This window comes from Nonomuraea rubra (assembly GCF_014207985.1).
Classification (GTDB): domain Bacteria; phylum Actinomycetota; class Actinomycetes; order Streptosporangiales; family Streptosporangiaceae; genus Nonomuraea; species Nonomuraea rubra.
The window spans coordinates 4272496-4288581 of the sequence record NZ_JACHMI010000001.1 but is presented as its reverse complement, the minus strand read 5'-3'; the positions used below and the strand labels follow the sequence as shown (position 1 = coordinate 4288581).

The following is a 16086-nucleotide window of genomic DNA, read 5'->3' as shown; positions in this document are numbered from 1 at the left end:
GCTCTAGTGCCGGGCGGCGGCCTCGGCCCGCAGGGCGAGCTCACGCCGCTGGCCGGGATCGGTGCCGCCCCAGACGCCGTACGCCTGCCTGGTGCTCAGCGCGTACTCCAGGCACGGCTCCCGCACGGGACAGCCGTCACACACGTGTTTGGCCCGCTCGACCTGCGACTGGCTCGGACCCTCCATGGAGATCGGGAAGAACAACTCGGGGTCCAGGTCGAGGCAGGCTGCCCTGCGGGTCCAGTCGAGCATCATCATCATGCTCTTCGCGCCTACCCATCGCTCCGGGCGTCATACCTCGCTGAGCAGCGCGTCCCAGTCGGCGAGGAATCTGTCGAGCCCGTACCGCGACAGGGCGGCGGCCCTGGCGGCCTTGCCGGCCTGGCTCGCGCGCTCCGGGTCGCCGGCGAAGGCGTGCAGCGCGCCGGCCAGCACGTCCACCTTCGTGGACAGCACGCCCGCCTCGGGCGGCACCGCCTCGATGGCCTCGGTGGCGGCGAGCGCGACCACGGGCATGCCGAGCGTCATGGCCTCGATCAGGGCCAGGCCGAGCGAGGTCCACCGGTAGGGGTGCAGGTAGACGCGCCTGCGGGCCAGCTCGGCGTGCATGACGTGCTGCGGCAGGTCCTCGTGGGTGCCGTACGGCAGCCCGTCCACCTTCATGCCGAACACGTCGAGCGGCACCCGTTCGGCGAAGCGGGGCAGCAGGTCGGTCCCGGCGACCCTGGTGCGGCGCACGGGCTCGTTGACCACGACGCCGGCCCTGGGCAGCTCGCCCGTGTAGAGGTGGCCGGGGTCGGGGATGCCGTGCTCGATGACGCGGGTGGGGGCGCGGCCGTTGTCCCAGTACAGCTCGTTGAAGTGGGTGACGTGCACGAGCGTGATGTCGCTCTGGCCGGCGAGGGGGTGGCGGGTGCGGGGCACGTCGCCGGCGGGCGTGTTGTGCTCGACGTACACGCCGGGCACGTCGCGGCCGAGCCACTCGCGGGCCAGGTCCAGCTCGTGCGGGCGCTGGTGGACGACGACGTCCACGGGCTCGTCTCGGAGCCGGTCCCAGGGCACCTCGCGGGCGCGTTCCGGCCAGTCGTAGGTGGCCGCCCGTCCCCGGCCATCGGGACCACGGCCGGGAACGAGCGGCAGCAGGTACTCGTGGGACCCCCGGATGAACGCGCTGGTCCACGAGCCGTGCACGTGCCAGATGAGGATCCTCACCAGCGGCTCCAGCCCATCGCGCGGGCCCAGGGCGCCGCCGCGGCCGGCACGGGGCCCTCGGCGTCGCTCAGCACGCGGTCCACGACGTCGATGAGGTCGTCGGCGACCTCGGCGGCCTGCCGGATCTCCTCCCGCAGCGTCTCCTGCGTCGGGACGAGGATGCCCCTGGCGCCGGCGGCTCTGGCGGCCTCCATGTCGCGTCCGATGTCGCCCACGACCACGCAGTCGCGGGGGCTGACGTCGAGCACGGCGGCGGCTCTGATCACGAGCCCGGGCGCGGGTTTGCGGCAGGTGCAGCCGTCGGCGTCGTCGTGCACGCAGATCGCCCACGCGTCGAACGGGCCGAGCAGCTCCTCCACCTTGGCGTTCACCTGGTCCATGTCGTCAGGGGACAGCAGGCCCTTGGCGACGCCCGACTGGTTGGTGACCACGGCCACCGGGACGTCGGCGCGTCTGAGCCTGCCCAGCGCCTCGATCGCGCCCGGCATGGGCTCCACGAGGTCCGGATCGCCGTTGTACGGCACATCCCTGATCAAGGTCCCGTCCCGGTCGAAGAGCACGGCGCCGGGACGTCGCTTTTCGAACACCTTTCACCTCCGTCGCGCTGTCCGGCAGCTACCCGGCGCCTGCCCTGGCAAACAACTACTTACAGTGACCAACCGCAGGCGCTGACGCCTGTTTCCGCATCTCGCGGACTCGCCGAATGTTTGAGAACCGCTCCTCTCGGTAGCGGTTCTCGACATCCTTAGGGGGAGGAAGCATGAAGTTTCTCGGCATCAACGCGATCTTCCACGACCCGGCCGCCGCGCTGGTGGTCGACGGGAAGATCGTGGCAGCGGCGGAGGAAGAGCGCTTCAGCCGCCGCAAGCACGGCAAGAGGCCGCTGGCGTTCTCCGCGTGGGAGCTGCCCGAGCTGGCCGCCGCGTGGTGCCTGCGCGAGGCGGGTCTGTCCCCCGAGGACATCGACGCGGTGGCCTACTCCTACGACCCGTCGCTGGTCGTGGGAAAGCCGGAGGGCGACTGGGAGGACCTGCGGACCAGGTACGCGGTGCGCGCCCCCGCGTTCCTCGCCACGGCCCTGCCCGGCCTGGACCCGGGCCAGGTGAGCTACGTGCCGCACCACGTGGCGCACGCCGCCTCGGCGGGCCTGGCCGCGCCGTGGCGCGACTGCGCGGTGCTGGTGGCCGACGGCCGCGGCGAGAACGTCTCCCACCTGGCGGGCCGATACCGGGGCGGCGAGCTGGAGGTGCTGGCGGCGCAGGAGCTGCCGCACTCCCTCGGCCTCATGTACGAGGACGTCACCGAGCACCTGGGTTTCCTGCGCTCCAGCGACGAGTACAAGGTGATGGCGATGGCCTCCTACGGCCGGCCCCGCCACCTGGAGTCGCTGCGCGAGGTGATCTACACGACCGGCGACGGCGGCTTCCGCGTCGAACCGGTCGACTGGGGCGGCTACGCCAAGGCGCTGAAGAAGGGCACCCCGTGGACCTCCGACCACGCCGACCTGGCCGCCAGCGTGCAGGCCCGGCTGGAGGAGGTGCTGCTGGAGCTGGTGCGCTGGCTGCACGAGCGGACCGGCGAGCGGCGGCTGGCGCTGGCCGGCGGGGTCGCGCTGAACTGCGTGGCCAACACGCGGCTGCTGGACGAGGGCCCGTTCGAGGAGATCTGGGTCCAGCCGGCGGCGGGCGACTCGGGCACCGCGCTCGGCGGGGCGCTGCACCTGGCGCAGTCGTACGGCGAGCCCGCCGGGCCCATGCCGGACGCGGCGCTCGGGCGCGGCTTCACCGACGAGGAGCTCGGGGCGTGGCTGGACGTGGCCCGCGTGCCGTACACCCGCCCGGCCGACCTGGCCGCCGCCGTGGCCGCGGAGCTGGCGGCCGACCGGATCGTGGCCTGGTTCCAGGGGCGGGCCGAGTACGGGCCGCGGGCGCTGGGGCAGCGGTCGCTGCTGGCGCATCCGGGGCACGCCCGCAACACCGAGCGGTTGAACGACGTCAAGGGGCGCGAGCAGTTCCGGCCCGTGGCGCCGATGGTGCTGGAGTCGCGGGCCCGCGAGATCTTCGGGCGGGGGCCTGTGCCGTCGCCGTACATGCTGTTCGTGCACGACGTGCACCCGGACTGGGCGGGGCGGATCCCCGCGGTGGTGCACGTGGACGGGACGGCCAGGATCCAGACGATCTCGCCCCGGGAGCAGCCGCTGATGGCGCGGGTGCTGAGCGAGTTCGAGGCGCGTACGGGGCTGCCGGTGGTGGTCAACACGAGCCTCAACACGGCGGGGCGGCCCATGGTGGACGATCCGCGTGACGCGCTGGAGTGCTTCGGGTCCTCGCCGGTGGACGTGCTGGTGCTGGGGCCGTACGTGGTGCGGCGGGGGGAGGTGTTCGCCTCGTGATCACCGTGGTGATCCCCACCATCGGGCGGGCCACGCTGCGTGACACGCTGGCGGCCGTGGGGCCGGGCGTGCCGGTGATCGTGGTGGACGACAGGGCCGGCGCCGATGGCGGGGAGCCGCTTGAGCCGCTGCTATCCGGGGCCTTGCGCGATGAGCCGTCGCCTTCCGGGCCGCTGCCTTCCGGGCCGCTGCCTTCCGGGGCGCTGCCTTCCGGGGCGCTGCCGGGGAATGTGCGGGTCGTCCGGTCGGGTGGGCGGGGCCCCGCGGCGGCGCGGAACGCCGGGTGGCGGGCCGCGGACACGCCGTGGGTGGTGTTCCTCGACGACGACGTGATCCCGGCGCCCGGGTGGGCCGAGGCGGTCTGGAAGGACCTGGTGGACCTGCCCGACGACGTGGGGGGCAGCCAGGGGCGCATCGTGGTGCCGCTGCCCGGGACGCGCCGGCCCACCGACGGCGAGCGGCACACCGCCGGGCTCGCGGGGGCTCTGTGGGTGACGGCCGACATGGCCTACCGGAGGGCGGTGCTGGAGGCGGTGGGCGGGTTCGACGAGCGGTTCCCGCGGGCGTACCGGGAGGACGCCGACCTGGCGCTGCGGGTGGCGCGGGCCGGGCACCGGCTGGTCAGGGGCGAGCGCGTGACGGAGCATCCGGTCCGGGACGACGGGTTCTGGGCGAGCGTGCGCTTCCAGCGGGGCAACGCCGACGACGCGCTCATGCGCCGCCTGCACGGGCCCTCGTGGCGCGCCGGCATTGGCGGCGGCCGCGGCCGGCTGCGGCTGCACGCCCTGACGACCGCCGCGGGCCTCGCGGCCGTACTCCTCGCCGCCGCGGCCGCCGCGACCCGTACCAGGTCCGGTGCCCGGGGTGCGGCGTCGCGGGGCGCGGGGCGGGCGCCGGCCGTGGCCGCGTGGGGTGCGGGGGCGGTGTGGGCGGGGCTGACCGCGGACTTCGCGTGGCGGCGGATCGCGCCGGGCCCGCGTACCGCGCGGGAGGTGCTGCGGATGGCCGTCACGAGCGTGCTGATCCCGCCGGTCGCCTGTACGCACCGGCTTCGGGGGGAATGGAGGGTGCGGCGATGAGCAGGGGCCGGCAGGAACGTTCCAGCAGGGACAGGACCGCAAGAGACAGCGCGCCGGCCAGCACGGCGAGCAGCGCGCGAGCCGGCACGGCCGGCCGAGGGCGCGTGCTCGTGGCGCGGCTGGACGACGCCGGGGACGTGCTGCTGGCCGGCCCGGCCGTGCGGGCGGTCCGTACGAGGGCCCGCGAGGTGGTCTTCCTGGCCGGCCCGAACGGCAGGGCGGCGGCCGAGCTGCTGCCCGGCGTGGACCGGGTGATCGTGTGGCATGCCCCGTGGATCGACCACACCCCGCCGCCCGTCACCGCGGCGGGCGTGGAGGAGCTGGTCGGCAGGGCCGGCGGGATCGACGAGGCGGTGCTGCTGACGTCGTTCCACCAGTCGGCGCTGCCGCTGGCGTTGCTGCTGAGGCTGGCCGGGGTGAAGCGGATCACCGCGATCAGCAACGACTACCCGGGCTCCCTGCTCGACGTGCGGCACGTGGTGGACGAGAGCGTGGACGTGCCGGAGGCGGAGCGGATGCTGGCCGTGGCGGAGGCGGCCGGGTTCGCGCTGCCGGAGGGCGATGACGGGAAACTGGCTGTTCAGCGACCGTTGCCGGATATAGGGAAATTTACGGGGCACTGTGTAGGCGTCGGCGGCGTTGCCGACAAAGGCGCGTATGTCGTGGTTCACCCAGGGACATCGGCCCCCGCCCGCACGTGGCCTGCCGACAGGCACCGGCAGACGGTACGGGAGCTGGCCGACGACGGTCACCAGGTCGTCGTCACCGGCACAGAACGGAACCTCACCGCCTACGTGGCCGGCGACGTCGCGGCCGACCTGGGCGGAATGACCACATTCGCGGAACTGGCTGCCGTGATCGAGCGAGCCGGTGTGCTCGTGGCGGGCAACACCGGCCCCGCGCACCTCGCCGCGGCCGTCGGAACGCCGGTCGTGAGCCTGTTCGCGCCCGTTGTCCCTGCGGTGCGGTGGGCCCCGTACGGCGTGCCCGCGGTGCTGCTGGGCGATCAGCAGGCGCCCTGCCGTGGCAGCAGGGCGCGCGTCTGCCCGGTACCCGGGCACCCGTGCCTGTCCCAGGTGACAAGTGAGCAGGTGGTCAAGGCAGTGAGGGAGCTGACGCAGTGAAGGTCGATCTCATCTCCGAGCACGCGGACCCGCTGGCAGCGGTCGGCGGCGTCGACGCCGGCGGCCAGAACGTCCACGTCGCCGCCCTGGCCGTGGCCCTCGCAGGCCGGGGGCACACGGTCGTCGTCCACACCCGTCGTTCCTCCGAGTCGCAACCGGAGTCGGTGAGCCTGGCGCCCGGCGTCACGGTCGAGTACGTGCCCGCGGGCCCCGCGGCGCCCGTCCCCAAGGACGAGCTGCCGCCGTTCATGCCGGAGTTCACCGCATGGCTGACGGCGCGCTGGGCCGCCCGCCCGCCGGACGTCGCGCACGCCCACTTCTGGATGAGCGGGCAGGCGGCGCTGCGGGCGGCGGCGGCCGCCGGAGTGCCGGTGGTGCAGACGTTCCACGCGCTGGGCACGGTCAAGCGGCGCTGGCAGGGCGCGGCCGACACCAGCCCCGCGCACCGGCTCGACAGCGAGCGCGAGATCGGCCTGCAGGCCGACATGGTGCTGGCCACCTGCAGCGACGAGGTGAACGAGCTGTGCGCGATGGGGGTCCCGGAGCACCGCGTCGCGGTGGTGCCGTGCGGGGTGGACCTGTCGGCGTTCTGCCCGGACGGGCCGGTGGCGCCGCGCCCGGACGGCCCGGTCGTGCTGAGCATCGGCCGGATGGTGCCGCGCAAGGGCGTGGACACCGTGATCGCGGCGCTGCGCCAGGTCCCCGGCGCGAACCTGGTGATCGCCGGCGGGAGCCAGGACGACGAGGAGGCGCTCAGGCTGCGCGAGCTGGCCGGGGGCTACGGGCTCGGGGACCGCGTGCACGTCATCGGCTCCGTGCCGCGCCCGCACGTGCCCGCGCTGATGCGCTCGGCCGACGTCGTGGTGACGGTGCCCTGGTACGAGCCGTTCGGCATGGTGCCCGTGGAGGCCATGGCGTGCGGCGTGCCGGTCGTCGCCTCGGCGGTCGGCGGCCACCTGGACACCGTGGCGGGCTGCGGCGTGCTCGTGCCGCCGCGCCGCCCGCGCGCGCTGGCCAGGGCGCTCAAGGACGTGCTCGGCGACCCGGACAGGCGCGGCGCGCTCGGCGCGGCAGGCGCCCGGCGGGCCAGGGAACGGTACGGCTGGCCCCGCGTGGCCGAGCTGACCGAGGCCGTGTACACGCAGGTCATCGACGGAAAGGTCTGCCGTCTGGCGGCCCTGGGGGGTTGATCGTGGACGCACATCTGGAGAAGCTCTGGAACACCCTGGAGAAGGTCGATGACCACGCGGTCACCGTCCGGGCCTGGGGAGGCAAGCTGGCCGGCGTGCTGGCCGCCGGGGGCAGGCTGCTCGCCTGCGGCAACGGCGGGTCGGCGGCCGAGGCCCAGCACCTGACGGCCGAGCTGGTCGGCCGGTTCAGGGACGACAGGCAGCCGTACGCGGCGATCCCGCTGCACGCCGACGGCTCGACGCTGACGGCGATCGCCAACGACTACGGCGCCGAGCAGGTCTACGCCCGCCAGGTGCGCGCGCACGGCCGTACCGGGGACGTGCTGGTGTGCCTGTCCACCAGCGGCGGCAGCCCGAACGTGCTGGCCGCGGCCAGGGCGGCGCAGGAGGCCGGGCTCGTGGCGTGGGCCATGACGGGCCCCGCCCCGAACCCGCTCGCCGGCCTGTGCGACGAGGCGGTGGCCGTTCCCGGCGAGACCGCGACCGTGCAAGAGGTGCACCTGGCACTGATCCACCTGCTGTGCGACGCGGTCGAGGAGGCGCTGTGACGGAGAGGCCGCTGGTCGTCATCGGGGACACGCTGCTCGACGTGGACGTCGAGGGCGAGGCCGAGCGGCTCTGCCCGGACGCGCCCGTGCCGGTGCTGGACGTCTCCGCCGAGCAGGCCCGCCCCGGCGGGGCCGGGCTGGCCGCGCTGCTGGCCGCCCGCGACGGCGCCGAGGTCGTGCTGATCACGGCGATCGGCGACGACCCCGACGGGCACCGCCTGTGCGGGCTGCTGTCGCAGGAGCTCGACCTGGTACGGCTCCCGCTGCGCGGCGGCACCGTACGCAAGACCCGGGTCAGGGCGCGCGGCCAGACGCTCGTCAGGCTGGACACCGGTGACGGCACGGCCAGGTACTCCCCCACCGCGGAGGCGATCGCGGCGATCGGCCGGGCCGGCGCCGTGCTGGTCTCCGACTACGGCAGGGGCGTGGCCAGGATGGCCCGCGAGCTGCTGCGCGAGGTGGGCGTACCGGTGGTGTGGGACCCCCACCCCCGGGGCGAGCAGCCGATGCCCGGCTGCGCGCTGCTGACGCCCAGCGAGGCGGAGGCGCGGCAGCTCTGCCCGTCCGGCTACCACGGCCCCGACCAGGCGGCCCGCCGGCTGGTGCGGGCGCTGCGGGCCAGGGCGGTGGCCGTCACGACCGGCGAGCGCGGGGCCTGCCTCGCGGTGGAGGGCGGCCCGCTGACCACGGTGCCGCCGCCGGCGGGGTCGGGCGGCCCCGCCGTGTCCGGCGGGGACGCGTGCGGCGCGGGCGACAGGCTCGCCGGGGCCGCCGCGCTCGCGCTGCGCGACGGCGCGGACGCGGAGGAGGCGGTCACGACCGGCGTGGGCGAGGCCTCCCGCTTCGTCGAGCGCGGCGGGGCCGCCACCGTGAAGGTGCAGGAGCAGCGGCTCGGCGACCGGCCGCGCACGGCGCTGGAGGTGGCCGGGCTCACCCGGGCTTACGGCGGCCGGCTGATCGCCACGGGCGGCTGCTTCGACCTGCTGCACGCGGGCCACGTGAGCCTGCTGCGGCGGGCCAGGGCGCTGGGCGACGCGCTGGTCGTCTGCGTCAACTCCGACGACTCGGTACGCCGGCTGAAGGGCCCGTCCAGGCCCATCGTGGACGTGCGCGACCGGGTCGAGGTGCTGCGGGCGCTGGGCTGCGTGGACGCGGTGCTGGTGTTCGACGAGGACACCCCGGCCGCCGCCATCGAGCAGCTGCGCCCGGACGTGTGGGTGAAGGGCGGCGACTACGAGGGGGAAGTGCTGCCCGAGTCCGGGGTGCTCGGCAGGCTCGGCGCGGAGATCGTCGTGCTGAGCACGCTGCCGGGCCGTTCGACAACCAATCTGATCAGGGAGATCCAGTGAACGTATTGATCACCGGGGGCGCGTCCGGGCTCGGCCTGGCCACCGCCGAGGCCGTGGAGAAGGAGGGCTGGAAGGCCCTCGTCGTGGACGTGCGCGCGCCCGACCAGCGCTTCGAGCACGTGACGGCGGATCTGGCCGACCGGGCGGAGGCCGAGCGCGCGGTGCGCGAGCTGGCCGAGCGGGCCGGCGGCCTGGACGCCGTCGTGACGGCAGCGGGCATCGACGCGTGCGGGCGGCTGGAGGACGTGCCCGCCGACGACTGGGAGCGGGTCATCAAGGTGAACCTGCTGGGCACGGCCTCGGTCGTGCGGGCGGCGCTGCCGTACCTGAAGCACACCCGGGGCAAGGTCGTCACCTGCGCCTCGACGCTGGGGCTGCGGCCGCTGAGCGACGCGTCGGCGTACTCGGCCTCGAAGTTCGGCGTCGTCGGCTTCACCAGGGGGCTGGCCATCGAGACGCGCGGGGAGATCGGGGTGACCCTGCTGATCCCCGGCGGCATGCGGACGAGCTTCTTCGACGGCCGTCCCGAGCAGTACAAGCCGGGCCCCGAGGCGGGGCTGAACGATCCGGCCGACGTCGCCCAGGCGGTGGTCTTCGCGCTGCGGCAGCCGGCCGGATGCGAGGTGAGAGAGCTCGTCGTCTGCCCGTCCACGGAGACGTCATGGCCCTAGAACTCCTCGTGCTGCGCGGGCTCGGCCTGGGCGACCTGCTCACGGCCGTGCCCGCCCTGCGGTCGCTGCGCCAGGCCTTCCCCGCGCACCGGATCACGCTGGCCGCGCCCCGGTACCTGGAGGCGCTGCTGCCGCTGATCGGCGCGGTGGACGACCAGGTGGACGTGTCGGGCCCGGGTCCCATTCCGATGGACGCCGTGCCGTTCGAGCGCCCCGACATCGCGGTCAACCTGCACGGCCGGGGGCCGCAGAGCATCGAGGCGCTGCGGCGCACGGAGCCGGGGCGGCTGATCAGCTTCGGCACCGGGCCCCCGTGGCAGGACGGGGTGCACGAGGTGCGGCGGTGGTGCGACCTGCTGGAGTGGCACGGCGTGCCCACCGATCCCGGCGATCTGACGCTGGGCATCTCCGACCGTACGGGGCCGGCGATCGTGCATCCGGGCGCCGCCTTCCCCGCGCGGCGCTGGCCGCCGGAGCGGTTCGCCGAGGTGGCGGCGGCGCTGGACGACGTCATCGTCACGGGGAACGCTGAGGAGGTGCCGATCGCCGCGCGGGTCGCCGAGCTGGCGGGGCTGCCTCCGGAGCGGATGCTGGCGGGGCGGACCTGCCTGGCCGACCTGATCGACCTGGTCAGCAGGGCGAAGCTGGTGGTCTGCGGCGACACCGGCGTGGCTCATCTGGCGACGGCGTTCTGCGTGCCGTCGGTCGTGCTGTTCGGGCCGGTCTCGCCCAGGCTGTGGGGCCCGCCGCCCGGCTGGCGCCACGTGGCGCTGTGGGCCGGGCAGAACGGCGACCCGCATGGCCAGCGGCCCGATCCTGGGCTGCTGAAGATCGAGGTTTCCGAAGTCGTCGACGCCGCCATGGAGGTCATCTCATGAGGGCTCTGGTCACCGGAGGCGCCGGGTTCCTCGGCTCCTACCTCTGCGAGCGACTGCTGGACGAGGGAGCGGAGGTGGTCTGCATGGACAGCTTCCTCACCGGGGGGCCGCGCAACGTGGAGCATCTCCTCGAACGGCCCGAGTTCCGGCTCATCGAGTGCGATCTGACCGGGTACGTGCACGTACCGGACCGGCTGGATCTCGTGCTGCACTTCGCCTCGGCCGCCTCGCCGGCCGACTACCTGCGCTATCCGATCGAGACGCTGCGCGTGGGCAGCGTCGGCACGCTGCACGCGCTGGGGCTGGCCAGGGAGAAGGGGGCCAGGTTCGTGCTGGCCTCCACCAGCGAGGTGTACGGGGATCCCCTGGAGCATCCGCAGAAGGAGACGTACTGGGGCAACGTCAACCCGGTCGGGCCGCGCAGCGTGTACGACGAGGCCAAGCGGTTCGCCGAGTCGCTGACCACCGCGTACCGGCAGTCGCGCGCCACCGACACGGGGATCGTGCGCATCTTCAACACCTACGGCCCGCGCATGCGCCCGTTCGACGGCCGGGCGATCCCGACGTTCATCCGGCAGGCGCTGACCGGCGAGCCGATCACGATCACCGGTGACGGTTCGCAGACGCGCTCCATCTGCTACGTCGACGACACCGTCTCCGGCATCCTGGCCATGGCCCGCAGCGACTTCGCCGGGCCGGTGAACATCGGCAACCCCGACGAACTGACGATGCTGGAGCTGGCCACGCTCGTCAAGGAGCTGACGGGTACGTCGTCGGAGATCCGGTTCATCGACCGGCCCGCCGACGACCCGAAGGTGCGGCGGCCCGACACCTCGCTGGCCGCCGAGCGGCTGGGCTGGCGGGCCACGGTGCCCGCCGGCGAGGGGCTGCGCCGCACGATCGAGTGGTTCTCGGCCGAGCTCGCCGCGATCGAGCAGCTCGAACGCCTCGAGGTCTGACGGACCGCGGTTTCCGCCGGGCCGCGGGCGGGAGGCCGTCGCGGGACAGCGGGGACCCCCGCCGGAGCACACCTCCGGCGGGGGTTTCCGCCGTCTAGCGCTCGTTGCCCGCGCGCAGCCACTCCAGGTACTCGGCGACGCCCCGCTCGGTGTCGTAGGGGGGCTCGAACCCGGTGTCCTCGCGCAGCCGCGTGATGTCGAGGGCGTTGTCGACGGGCCCGGGCGCGCGCCCTTCCGGCAGGTCCACGCGCGCGCCGGGGACGAGCTTCCTGATCGCCGCGATCAGGTCGCGGTTGGTGGTGATCCGCCCCGAGGCCACGTTGTACGTGCGGTGCCGCAGCCGCCCGGCCGTCTGCAGCAGCGCGAGCGCCCGCCCGCAGTCCTTGACGTAGCACACGTCGAGGCCGTTCTCCATGCGGGTCTCGCCCATCAGCGCGGACAGGTCGGGCTCGGTGCCGCGGGCGGCGGCGTGCACGAGCTGCGGCGCGGGGAAGAACGGGTCGGGGTTGTGCCCGAGCGGCCCCCAGATGCCCCCGATGCGGTAGCTGACCGCCTCGACGTCGTCGAGCACCTCGTTGAGGTGATCGGCCAGCAGCTCGCCGATCTTCTTGAAGCGGGGGATGACGTGCGGGGCGCTCATCGTCAGCGGCAGGTCCTCGCCGAGCGGCCCGTCGGCGGTGATCCCGGCGTACACGCCGATCGTGCTGGCCAGGCCGAGCCGGCGCACCTGCCAGGCACGGGCCGCGCGGAACAGGGTGAGCAGGCTCCGCACCGCCCGCTCGGTGTGCTCGATCGGCTCGTACGCGCCGGCCGGCCAGGGCATGGAGCCGGCCAGGTGCATGATGCCGGTGATCTTGTGCCGGTCGCCGATCTCGAGCAGGGCCCGCTCGTCGGCGACGTCGGCCTGCTCGACGAAGAGCCGCTCGCCGGCCTCGGCCGCGAAGGCGGCGGGCACCTCGGCCGGCCTGCGCTGGACGAGCACGCAGGACTCCCCCAGGTCCAGCAGGGCGCGGGTGGTGTGCGTGCCGATGAAGCCCAGCCCGCCGGTGATCAGAATCATGAATGACTCCCTGATAATCAGTGCTGCTGATTATCAGGGTATCCGCTTCCGCTCAGAAGCGGTAGTGCAGGACCACGTTCCCCGAGCGCGACAGGGTGGCGCTGGGCGCGAACAACCGCGTCCACCAGCGCAGCAGCGGCGGGAACAGGGCGACTTCGGGCTCCCGCATGCAGAGGATCTCCTTGACCAGCCTCAGTTTCGGGTTCCAGCGTTCGGGCGTGCGCGGGTCGTTGAAGCCGGGGAACTTGGCGATCCTCGCGACGGATTCGGCGCCCTTGTAGTGCTTCTGCGCCCAGACGGCGAACGTGCTGTAGCCGTTGAACGCGATCTCGCCGCTGGGGAAGTGCCCGACGAGGCGGTCGACCAGGGTGATCATCTCTTCCTCGCTCTGGAACGCGAGGAGCCCGTCGGCGACGATCACCGCGGGCCGGTCCGCGGGCAGGGCGTCCAGCCAGCCGGGCTCGTTCAGGTCGGCGGCGACGCCGCGGGGCGTGGCGGCGGCGGGCAGCAGGCGCCGCCGCAGGTCGATGACCTCGGGGAAGTCGAGGTCGTACCATTCGGCCTCCGGCGGCGGGGAGACGCGCAGCACCCGGCTGTCCAGGCCCGCCCCGAGGTCCAGGCCGACGCCCCGGGGATGGCGGGCGAAGAACCGCCGGGCGATCTCGTCGAGCTTCTTGGCCCGGTGGGCGACGTTGAGCGCGCCCGCCGCCATGATGCGGAACCTGGAGTGGTCGTAGCCGGTTTCGCGGACGATCTCGTCGGCCGTCTCGTCACCCAGGATGCGGTGGGACGAGCGGTTGTCGATGGCGCGGCAGCACAGCGTCAGCCACAGGGTCTCCTGCAGCGGGGTGAGCTCGGGCAGGGCGATGGGCATCGGTCAGTCCTCCTGTCGCCGGTCGGCGGACAGCGCGTTCGCGGCCGCCTCGAGTACGGCGTCGTCGGTGTAGAGGCCGTGGGTGTAGACCTCGATCGTGGGCAGTGCCAGCCGCCGCAGGACCTCCGGGCCGAACCGCTCGTGGCCGAGCGCGCGAGCCAGGGAGGGCGGCATCGTGAGCGTGGCCAGGCTGGTCAGCACGCTGAGCACGGCCAGCGCCCGCACGTCGGAGCTCGGCCGCATCGAGCCGTCCGCGATCCCGGCGCGCAGGATCGCCTCCGTCTCGTCCACCATCGTGGTCACGAACGCGGCACCCGCGGGCGAGTCGTCCTCGACGGCGCGGGCCATGTAGCGCACGTGCAGGTGGTACTCCTCCGGGTCCGCCAGGTACTCGCCCGCCAGGCCCTGCAGCCCGGCCGCCCCGGCGGCGCGGCCCCTGCGGGTGAGCGCCGCCAGAACGTGGTCGTCGCAGACCGCGCGGAGCCTGTCCTTGCTGCCGAAATGGTGGATGACCAGGGCGGCGCTCACCCCCGCCGTGGCCGCGACGGCTCGCAGGCCGGTCTTCTGGAAGCCGTCGCGGGCGAAGTGGGCGATGGCGGCGTCGCGGATCTTGGCTTGGGCGGTCAGATCCGCCTGGCTGGCTGAACACATGTTCAGCAGACTAAACGAGTGTTCAGCTCCCACGCAACCAAGCACCCGCGCACGAATTGCCGCGCACCAAGGGGCCCGCGCACGAATTGCCCGCGCACGAATTGCCCGCGCACGAATTGCCCGCGCAACCAAGGGCCTGCGCAGTCAAGGGCCCGCAACTAAAAATGCGGCCGCCCTTGGCAGGGCGGCCGCTTTGTGAAACCCGGGGTCAGCGGAGGGCGACCCCAAGGAGGGCGTCGGCGAGGTCGCGGACGAGGCCGGGGGCCGACTCGTCCGTGCCGCCACCCGCCAGGGCCTGCTCGGCCCAGGCGTCCACGGCGGCCAGCGCGCCGGGCGAGTCGAGGTCGTCGGCCAGCCGCTCGCGCACCTTGGCCAGCAGCTCTCCGGCGGGCGGCCCCGCCGTGAGCGCGGCGGCCGAGCGCCACAGCGCCAGCCGGCGCTCCGCCTGCGCCATCATGTCCGGCACGTACTCCCAGTCGGCCCGGTAGTGGTGGGCCAGCAGCACGAGCCTGATCGCCATCGGGTCGTGCTCGCGGCGCAGCCTTGAGACGAAGACCAGGTTGCCCTTGGACTTCGACATCTTCTCGCCGTCGAGCGCCACCATGCCGGCGTGCGCGTAGAACTTCGCGAACGGCCACTCGCCGGTCGCGGCGTGCCCCTCGGAGGCGCCGCACTCGTGGTGCGGGAAGATCAGGTCGGAGCCGCCGCCGGCCACGTCGTAGCCGGGACCCAGGTTGTCGAGGGCGATCGCGGTGCACTCGATGTGCCAGCCGGGACGGCCCCGCCCCAGCGGCGAGTCCCACGCCGGCTCGCCGGGCCGCTCGGCCCGCCACAGCAGCCAGTCGAGCGGGTGACGCTTGCCCGGCCGTTCGGGGTCGCCGCCGCGCTCGGCGAACAGGGCCAGCATCTCCTGCTCGCTGTAACCGGACACCTGGCCGAACTTGGGCGCGTCGGCCACGCTGAAGTAGACGTCGCCGTCGAGGACGTAGGTGACGCCCTTGGCGGCCAGCTTGGCGATCAGGTCGGCCACCCGGCCGACGACCTCGGTGACGCCGACGTACTCGCGGGGCGGCATGATCCGCAGCGCCTCCATGTCGCCGCGGAACAGCTCGATCTCCCGCTCGGCCAGCTGCTGCCAGTCGACGCCGGTCTGGGTGGCCCGCTCCAGCAGCGGATCGTCCACGTCTGTGGCGTTCTGCGTGTAGTGCACCTCGTGTCCGGCGTCGCGCCACACCCTGCCGACGAGGTCGAAGGCGTGGTAGGTGTTGGCGTGCCCGAGGTGGGTGGCGTCGTAAGGGGTGATGCCGCAGACGTACATCCTGGCGGTGGGGCCGGGGTCGGTCTGCCGCACCTGCTTGGCCGAGGTGTCGTAGAGACTGAGCGGAATGCTCTCACCTGGGAGTCTGGGGATGTTCTGGGCAGACCACGATCTCATGCCTTTGAGCCTATCCGTCCCGCTCGGCTGTCAGGTCGGTGAAGTCGTACGTCACGCCTTCCCGCCCGATCTCGACCGCCATCACCGACAGGGAGGCGAAGATCCGGCCGTCCGGCAGCTCGTGCCTGACGATGAGCGCCCCGGGGTCGGAGGACGGCTCGGCCTGGATCAGCTCGTCCCACCGCTCGGAGTCCCTGAAGCGGGGCAGGTACGCCACGACGCGCTCGCTCGCGGGGTCCAGGCCCGTGTTGACGACCATGCTGGTGCCCTGGGGCAGCTCGGAGCCGGCCGCGCGCTCGCCGTCCCAGCTCAGCAGCCGCACCCGCGACAGGCCGGCCAGCACGAGGTGGAAGGGGTCGTAGTCGTGCAGATCGGCCTCGGCGGGCAGCTCCCCCGTGTACGCCGCCCGCAGCGCCAGGTCGCCCCGCGAGACCCTGGTCCGCTCGTCGGCGGCCCGGCCGCGGCCGTTGAGCAGCGCCGCCGCGCGGCGGTCCGCCGGGGAGACGGCCAGCCAGGTGCCGCCGGCCTTGAGGTCACGCCCCCCGATCACCCCCGGGTACTCGGGCCAGTGTTCGCCCGGCCCTTCCCAGGGCCGGTCGGTGAGCTCGTCCCTGACGCCCATGAGGCTCAGCCGCCGCCCGGTTCTCACGATCAGCGTGCACAT

General features: G+C 73.8%; 17 protein-coding genes. 9 read left to right on the top strand and 8 right to left on the bottom strand.

Annotation, left to right across the window (positions count from 1 at the left end):
• Positions 1-3 precede the first annotated feature (3 nt).
• The 3 genes from HD593_RS19575 to HD593_RS19565 are packed head-to-tail and all read right to left on the bottom strand — an operon-like array spanning position 4 to position 1799.
• Complete coding sequence (locus HD593_RS19575) at positions 4-261, bottom strand: WhiB family transcriptional regulator (RefSeq protein ID WP_434094575.1); 258 nt, start codon at positions 259-261, stop codon at positions 4-6.
• A 30-nt stretch (positions 262-291) separates the two neighbouring features.
• Complete coding sequence (locus HD593_RS19570) at positions 292-1212, bottom strand: glycosyltransferase (protein WP_185103512.1); 921 nt, start codon at positions 1210-1212, stop codon at positions 292-294.
• On the bottom strand, positions 1209-1799 hold the full coding sequence (locus HD593_RS19565; RefSeq protein WP_312903554.1) for a D-glycero-alpha-D-manno-heptose-1,7-bisphosphate 7-phosphatase: 591 nt from the start codon (positions 1797-1799) through the stop codon (positions 1209-1211). Before HD593_RS19565 ends, HD593_RS19570 begins: the two co-directional genes overlap by 4 nt.
• A gap of 173 nt (positions 1800-1972) precedes the next feature.
• Between HD593_RS19565 and HD593_RS19560 the strand changes: the two genes are divergently transcribed.
• The 9 genes from HD593_RS19560 to HD593_RS19520 are packed head-to-tail and all read left to right on the top strand — an operon-like array spanning position 1973 to position 11402.
• A complete protein-coding gene (locus tag HD593_RS19560) occupies positions 1973-3604 on the top strand; it encodes a carbamoyltransferase family protein (protein ID WP_185103511.1) in 1632 nt (543 codons plus the stop codon).
• On the top strand, positions 3601-4683 hold the full coding sequence (locus HD593_RS19555; protein ID WP_185103510.1) for a glycosyltransferase family 2 protein: 1083 nt from the start codon (positions 3601-3603) through the stop codon (positions 4681-4683). Before HD593_RS19560 ends, HD593_RS19555 begins: the two co-directional genes overlap by 4 nt.
• Positions 4680-5807 (top strand): glycosyltransferase family 9 protein, encoded by a 1128-nt coding sequence (locus HD593_RS19550; protein ID WP_185103509.1) that lies wholly within the window; start codon positions 4680-4682, stop codon positions 5805-5807. The genes HD593_RS19555 and HD593_RS19550 overlap by 4 nt, the downstream gene beginning before the upstream one ends.
• Positions 5804-6997, top strand: coding sequence for a glycosyltransferase (locus HD593_RS19545; protein ID WP_185103508.1), 1194 nt, complete (start codon positions 5804-5806; stop codon positions 6995-6997). Before HD593_RS19550 ends, HD593_RS19545 begins: the two co-directional genes overlap by 4 nt.
• A 2-nt stretch (positions 6998-6999) precedes the next feature.
• Positions 7000-7545 carry a D-sedoheptulose-7-phosphate isomerase gene (locus HD593_RS19540; RefSeq protein ID WP_185103507.1) on the top strand — a complete coding sequence of 182 codons (546 nt, stop codon included), beginning with the start codon at positions 7000-7002 and terminating at the stop codon, positions 7543-7545.
• Positions 7542-8894 carry a PfkB family carbohydrate kinase gene (locus HD593_RS19535; protein WP_185103506.1) on the top strand — a complete coding sequence of 451 codons (1353 nt, stop codon included), beginning with the start codon at positions 7542-7544 and terminating at the stop codon, positions 8892-8894. The genes HD593_RS19540 and HD593_RS19535 overlap by 4 nt, the downstream gene beginning before the upstream one ends.
• Positions 8891-9565: an SDR family oxidoreductase gene (locus tag HD593_RS19530; RefSeq protein WP_185103505.1), complete on the top strand. Its 675-nt coding sequence runs from the start codon at positions 8891-8893 to the stop codon at positions 9563-9565. The genes HD593_RS19535 and HD593_RS19530 overlap by 4 nt, the downstream gene beginning before the upstream one ends.
• Positions 9556-10443 carry a glycosyltransferase family 9 protein gene (locus tag HD593_RS19525; RefSeq protein ID WP_185103504.1) on the top strand — a complete coding sequence of 296 codons (888 nt, stop codon included), beginning with the start codon at positions 9556-9558 and terminating at the stop codon, positions 10441-10443. The genes HD593_RS19530 and HD593_RS19525 overlap by 10 nt, the downstream gene beginning before the upstream one ends.
• Positions 10440-11402, top strand: a complete 963-nt coding sequence (locus HD593_RS19520) for a UDP-glucuronic acid decarboxylase family protein (protein ID WP_185103503.1) — start codon at positions 10440-10442, stop codon at positions 11400-11402. Before HD593_RS19525 ends, HD593_RS19520 begins: the two co-directional genes overlap by 4 nt.
• A gap of 94 nt (positions 11403-11496) precedes the next feature.
• On the opposite strand, the gene HD593_RS19515 is transcribed toward HD593_RS19520, so the two are convergent.
• From HD593_RS19515 to HD593_RS19495, 5 genes are all read right to left on the bottom strand, one after another.
• On the bottom strand, positions 11497-12462 hold the full coding sequence (locus HD593_RS19515) for an NAD-dependent epimerase/dehydratase family protein (protein WP_185103502.1): 966 nt from the start codon (positions 12460-12462) through the stop codon (positions 11497-11499).
• A 52-nt stretch (positions 12463-12514) separates the two neighbouring features.
• Positions 12515-13336: a class I SAM-dependent methyltransferase gene (locus tag HD593_RS19510; RefSeq protein WP_185103501.1), complete on the bottom strand. Its 822-nt coding sequence runs from the start codon at positions 13334-13336 to the stop codon at positions 12515-12517.
• A gap of 3 nt (positions 13337-13339) precedes the next feature.
• Positions 13340-13987 carry a TetR/AcrR family transcriptional regulator gene (locus tag HD593_RS19505; RefSeq protein WP_185103500.1) on the bottom strand — a complete coding sequence of 216 codons (648 nt, stop codon included), beginning with the start codon at positions 13985-13987 and terminating at the stop codon, positions 13340-13342.
• 208 nt (positions 13988-14195) lie between these two features.
• The gene (gene mshC, locus HD593_RS19500; RefSeq protein ID WP_185103499.1) at positions 14196-15422 is read right to left on the bottom strand and encodes a cysteine--1-D-myo-inosityl 2-amino-2-deoxy-alpha-D-glucopyranoside ligase; all 1227 of its coding nucleotides are present in this window, start codon (positions 15420-15422) and stop codon (positions 14196-14198) included.
• 10 nt (positions 15423-15432) lie between these two features.
• Positions 15433-16086, bottom strand: a complete 654-nt coding sequence (locus tag HD593_RS19495; RefSeq protein ID WP_185103498.1) for an NRDE family protein — start codon at positions 16084-16086, stop codon at positions 15433-15435.

Bases quoted from the DNA above. Each gene is read 5' to 3' on its own strand.
- HD593_RS19575 (WP_434094575.1), bottom strand. From the start codon at position 261: ATGATGATGATGCTCGACTGGACCCGCAGGGCAGCCTGCCTCGACCTG.
- HD593_RS19560 (WP_185103511.1), top strand. From the start codon at position 1,973: ATGAAGTTTCTCGGCATCAACGCGATCTTCCACGACCCGGCCGCCGCG.
- HD593_RS19550 (WP_185103509.1), top strand. From the start codon at position 4,680: ATGAGCAGGGGCCGGCAGGAACGTTCCAGCAGGGACAGGACCGCAAGA.
- HD593_RS19525 (WP_185103504.1), top strand. From the start codon at position 9,556: ATGGCCCTAGAACTCCTCGTGCTGCGCGGGCTCGGCCTGGGCGACCTG.
- HD593_RS19520 (WP_185103503.1), top strand. From the start codon at position 10,440: ATGAGGGCTCTGGTCACCGGAGGCGCCGGGTTCCTCGGCTCCTACCTC.
- HD593_RS19515 (WP_185103502.1), bottom strand. From the start codon at position 12,462: ATGATTCTGATCACCGGCGGGCTGGGCTTCATCGGCACGCACACCACC.
- HD593_RS19510 (WP_185103501.1), bottom strand. From the start codon at position 13,336: ATGCCCATCGCCCTGCCCGAGCTCACCCCGCTGCAGGAGACCCTGTGG.
- HD593_RS19505 (WP_185103500.1), bottom strand. From the start codon at position 13,987: ATGTGTTCAGCCAGCCAGGCGGATCTGACCGCCCAAGCCAAGATCCGC.
- mshC (WP_185103499.1), bottom strand. From the start codon at position 15,422: ATGAGATCGTGGTCTGCCCAGAACATCCCCAGACTCCCAGGTGAGAGC.
- HD593_RS19495 (WP_185103498.1), bottom strand. From the start codon at position 16,086: ATGTGCACGCTGATCGTGAGAACCGGGCGGCGGCTGAGCCTCATGGGC.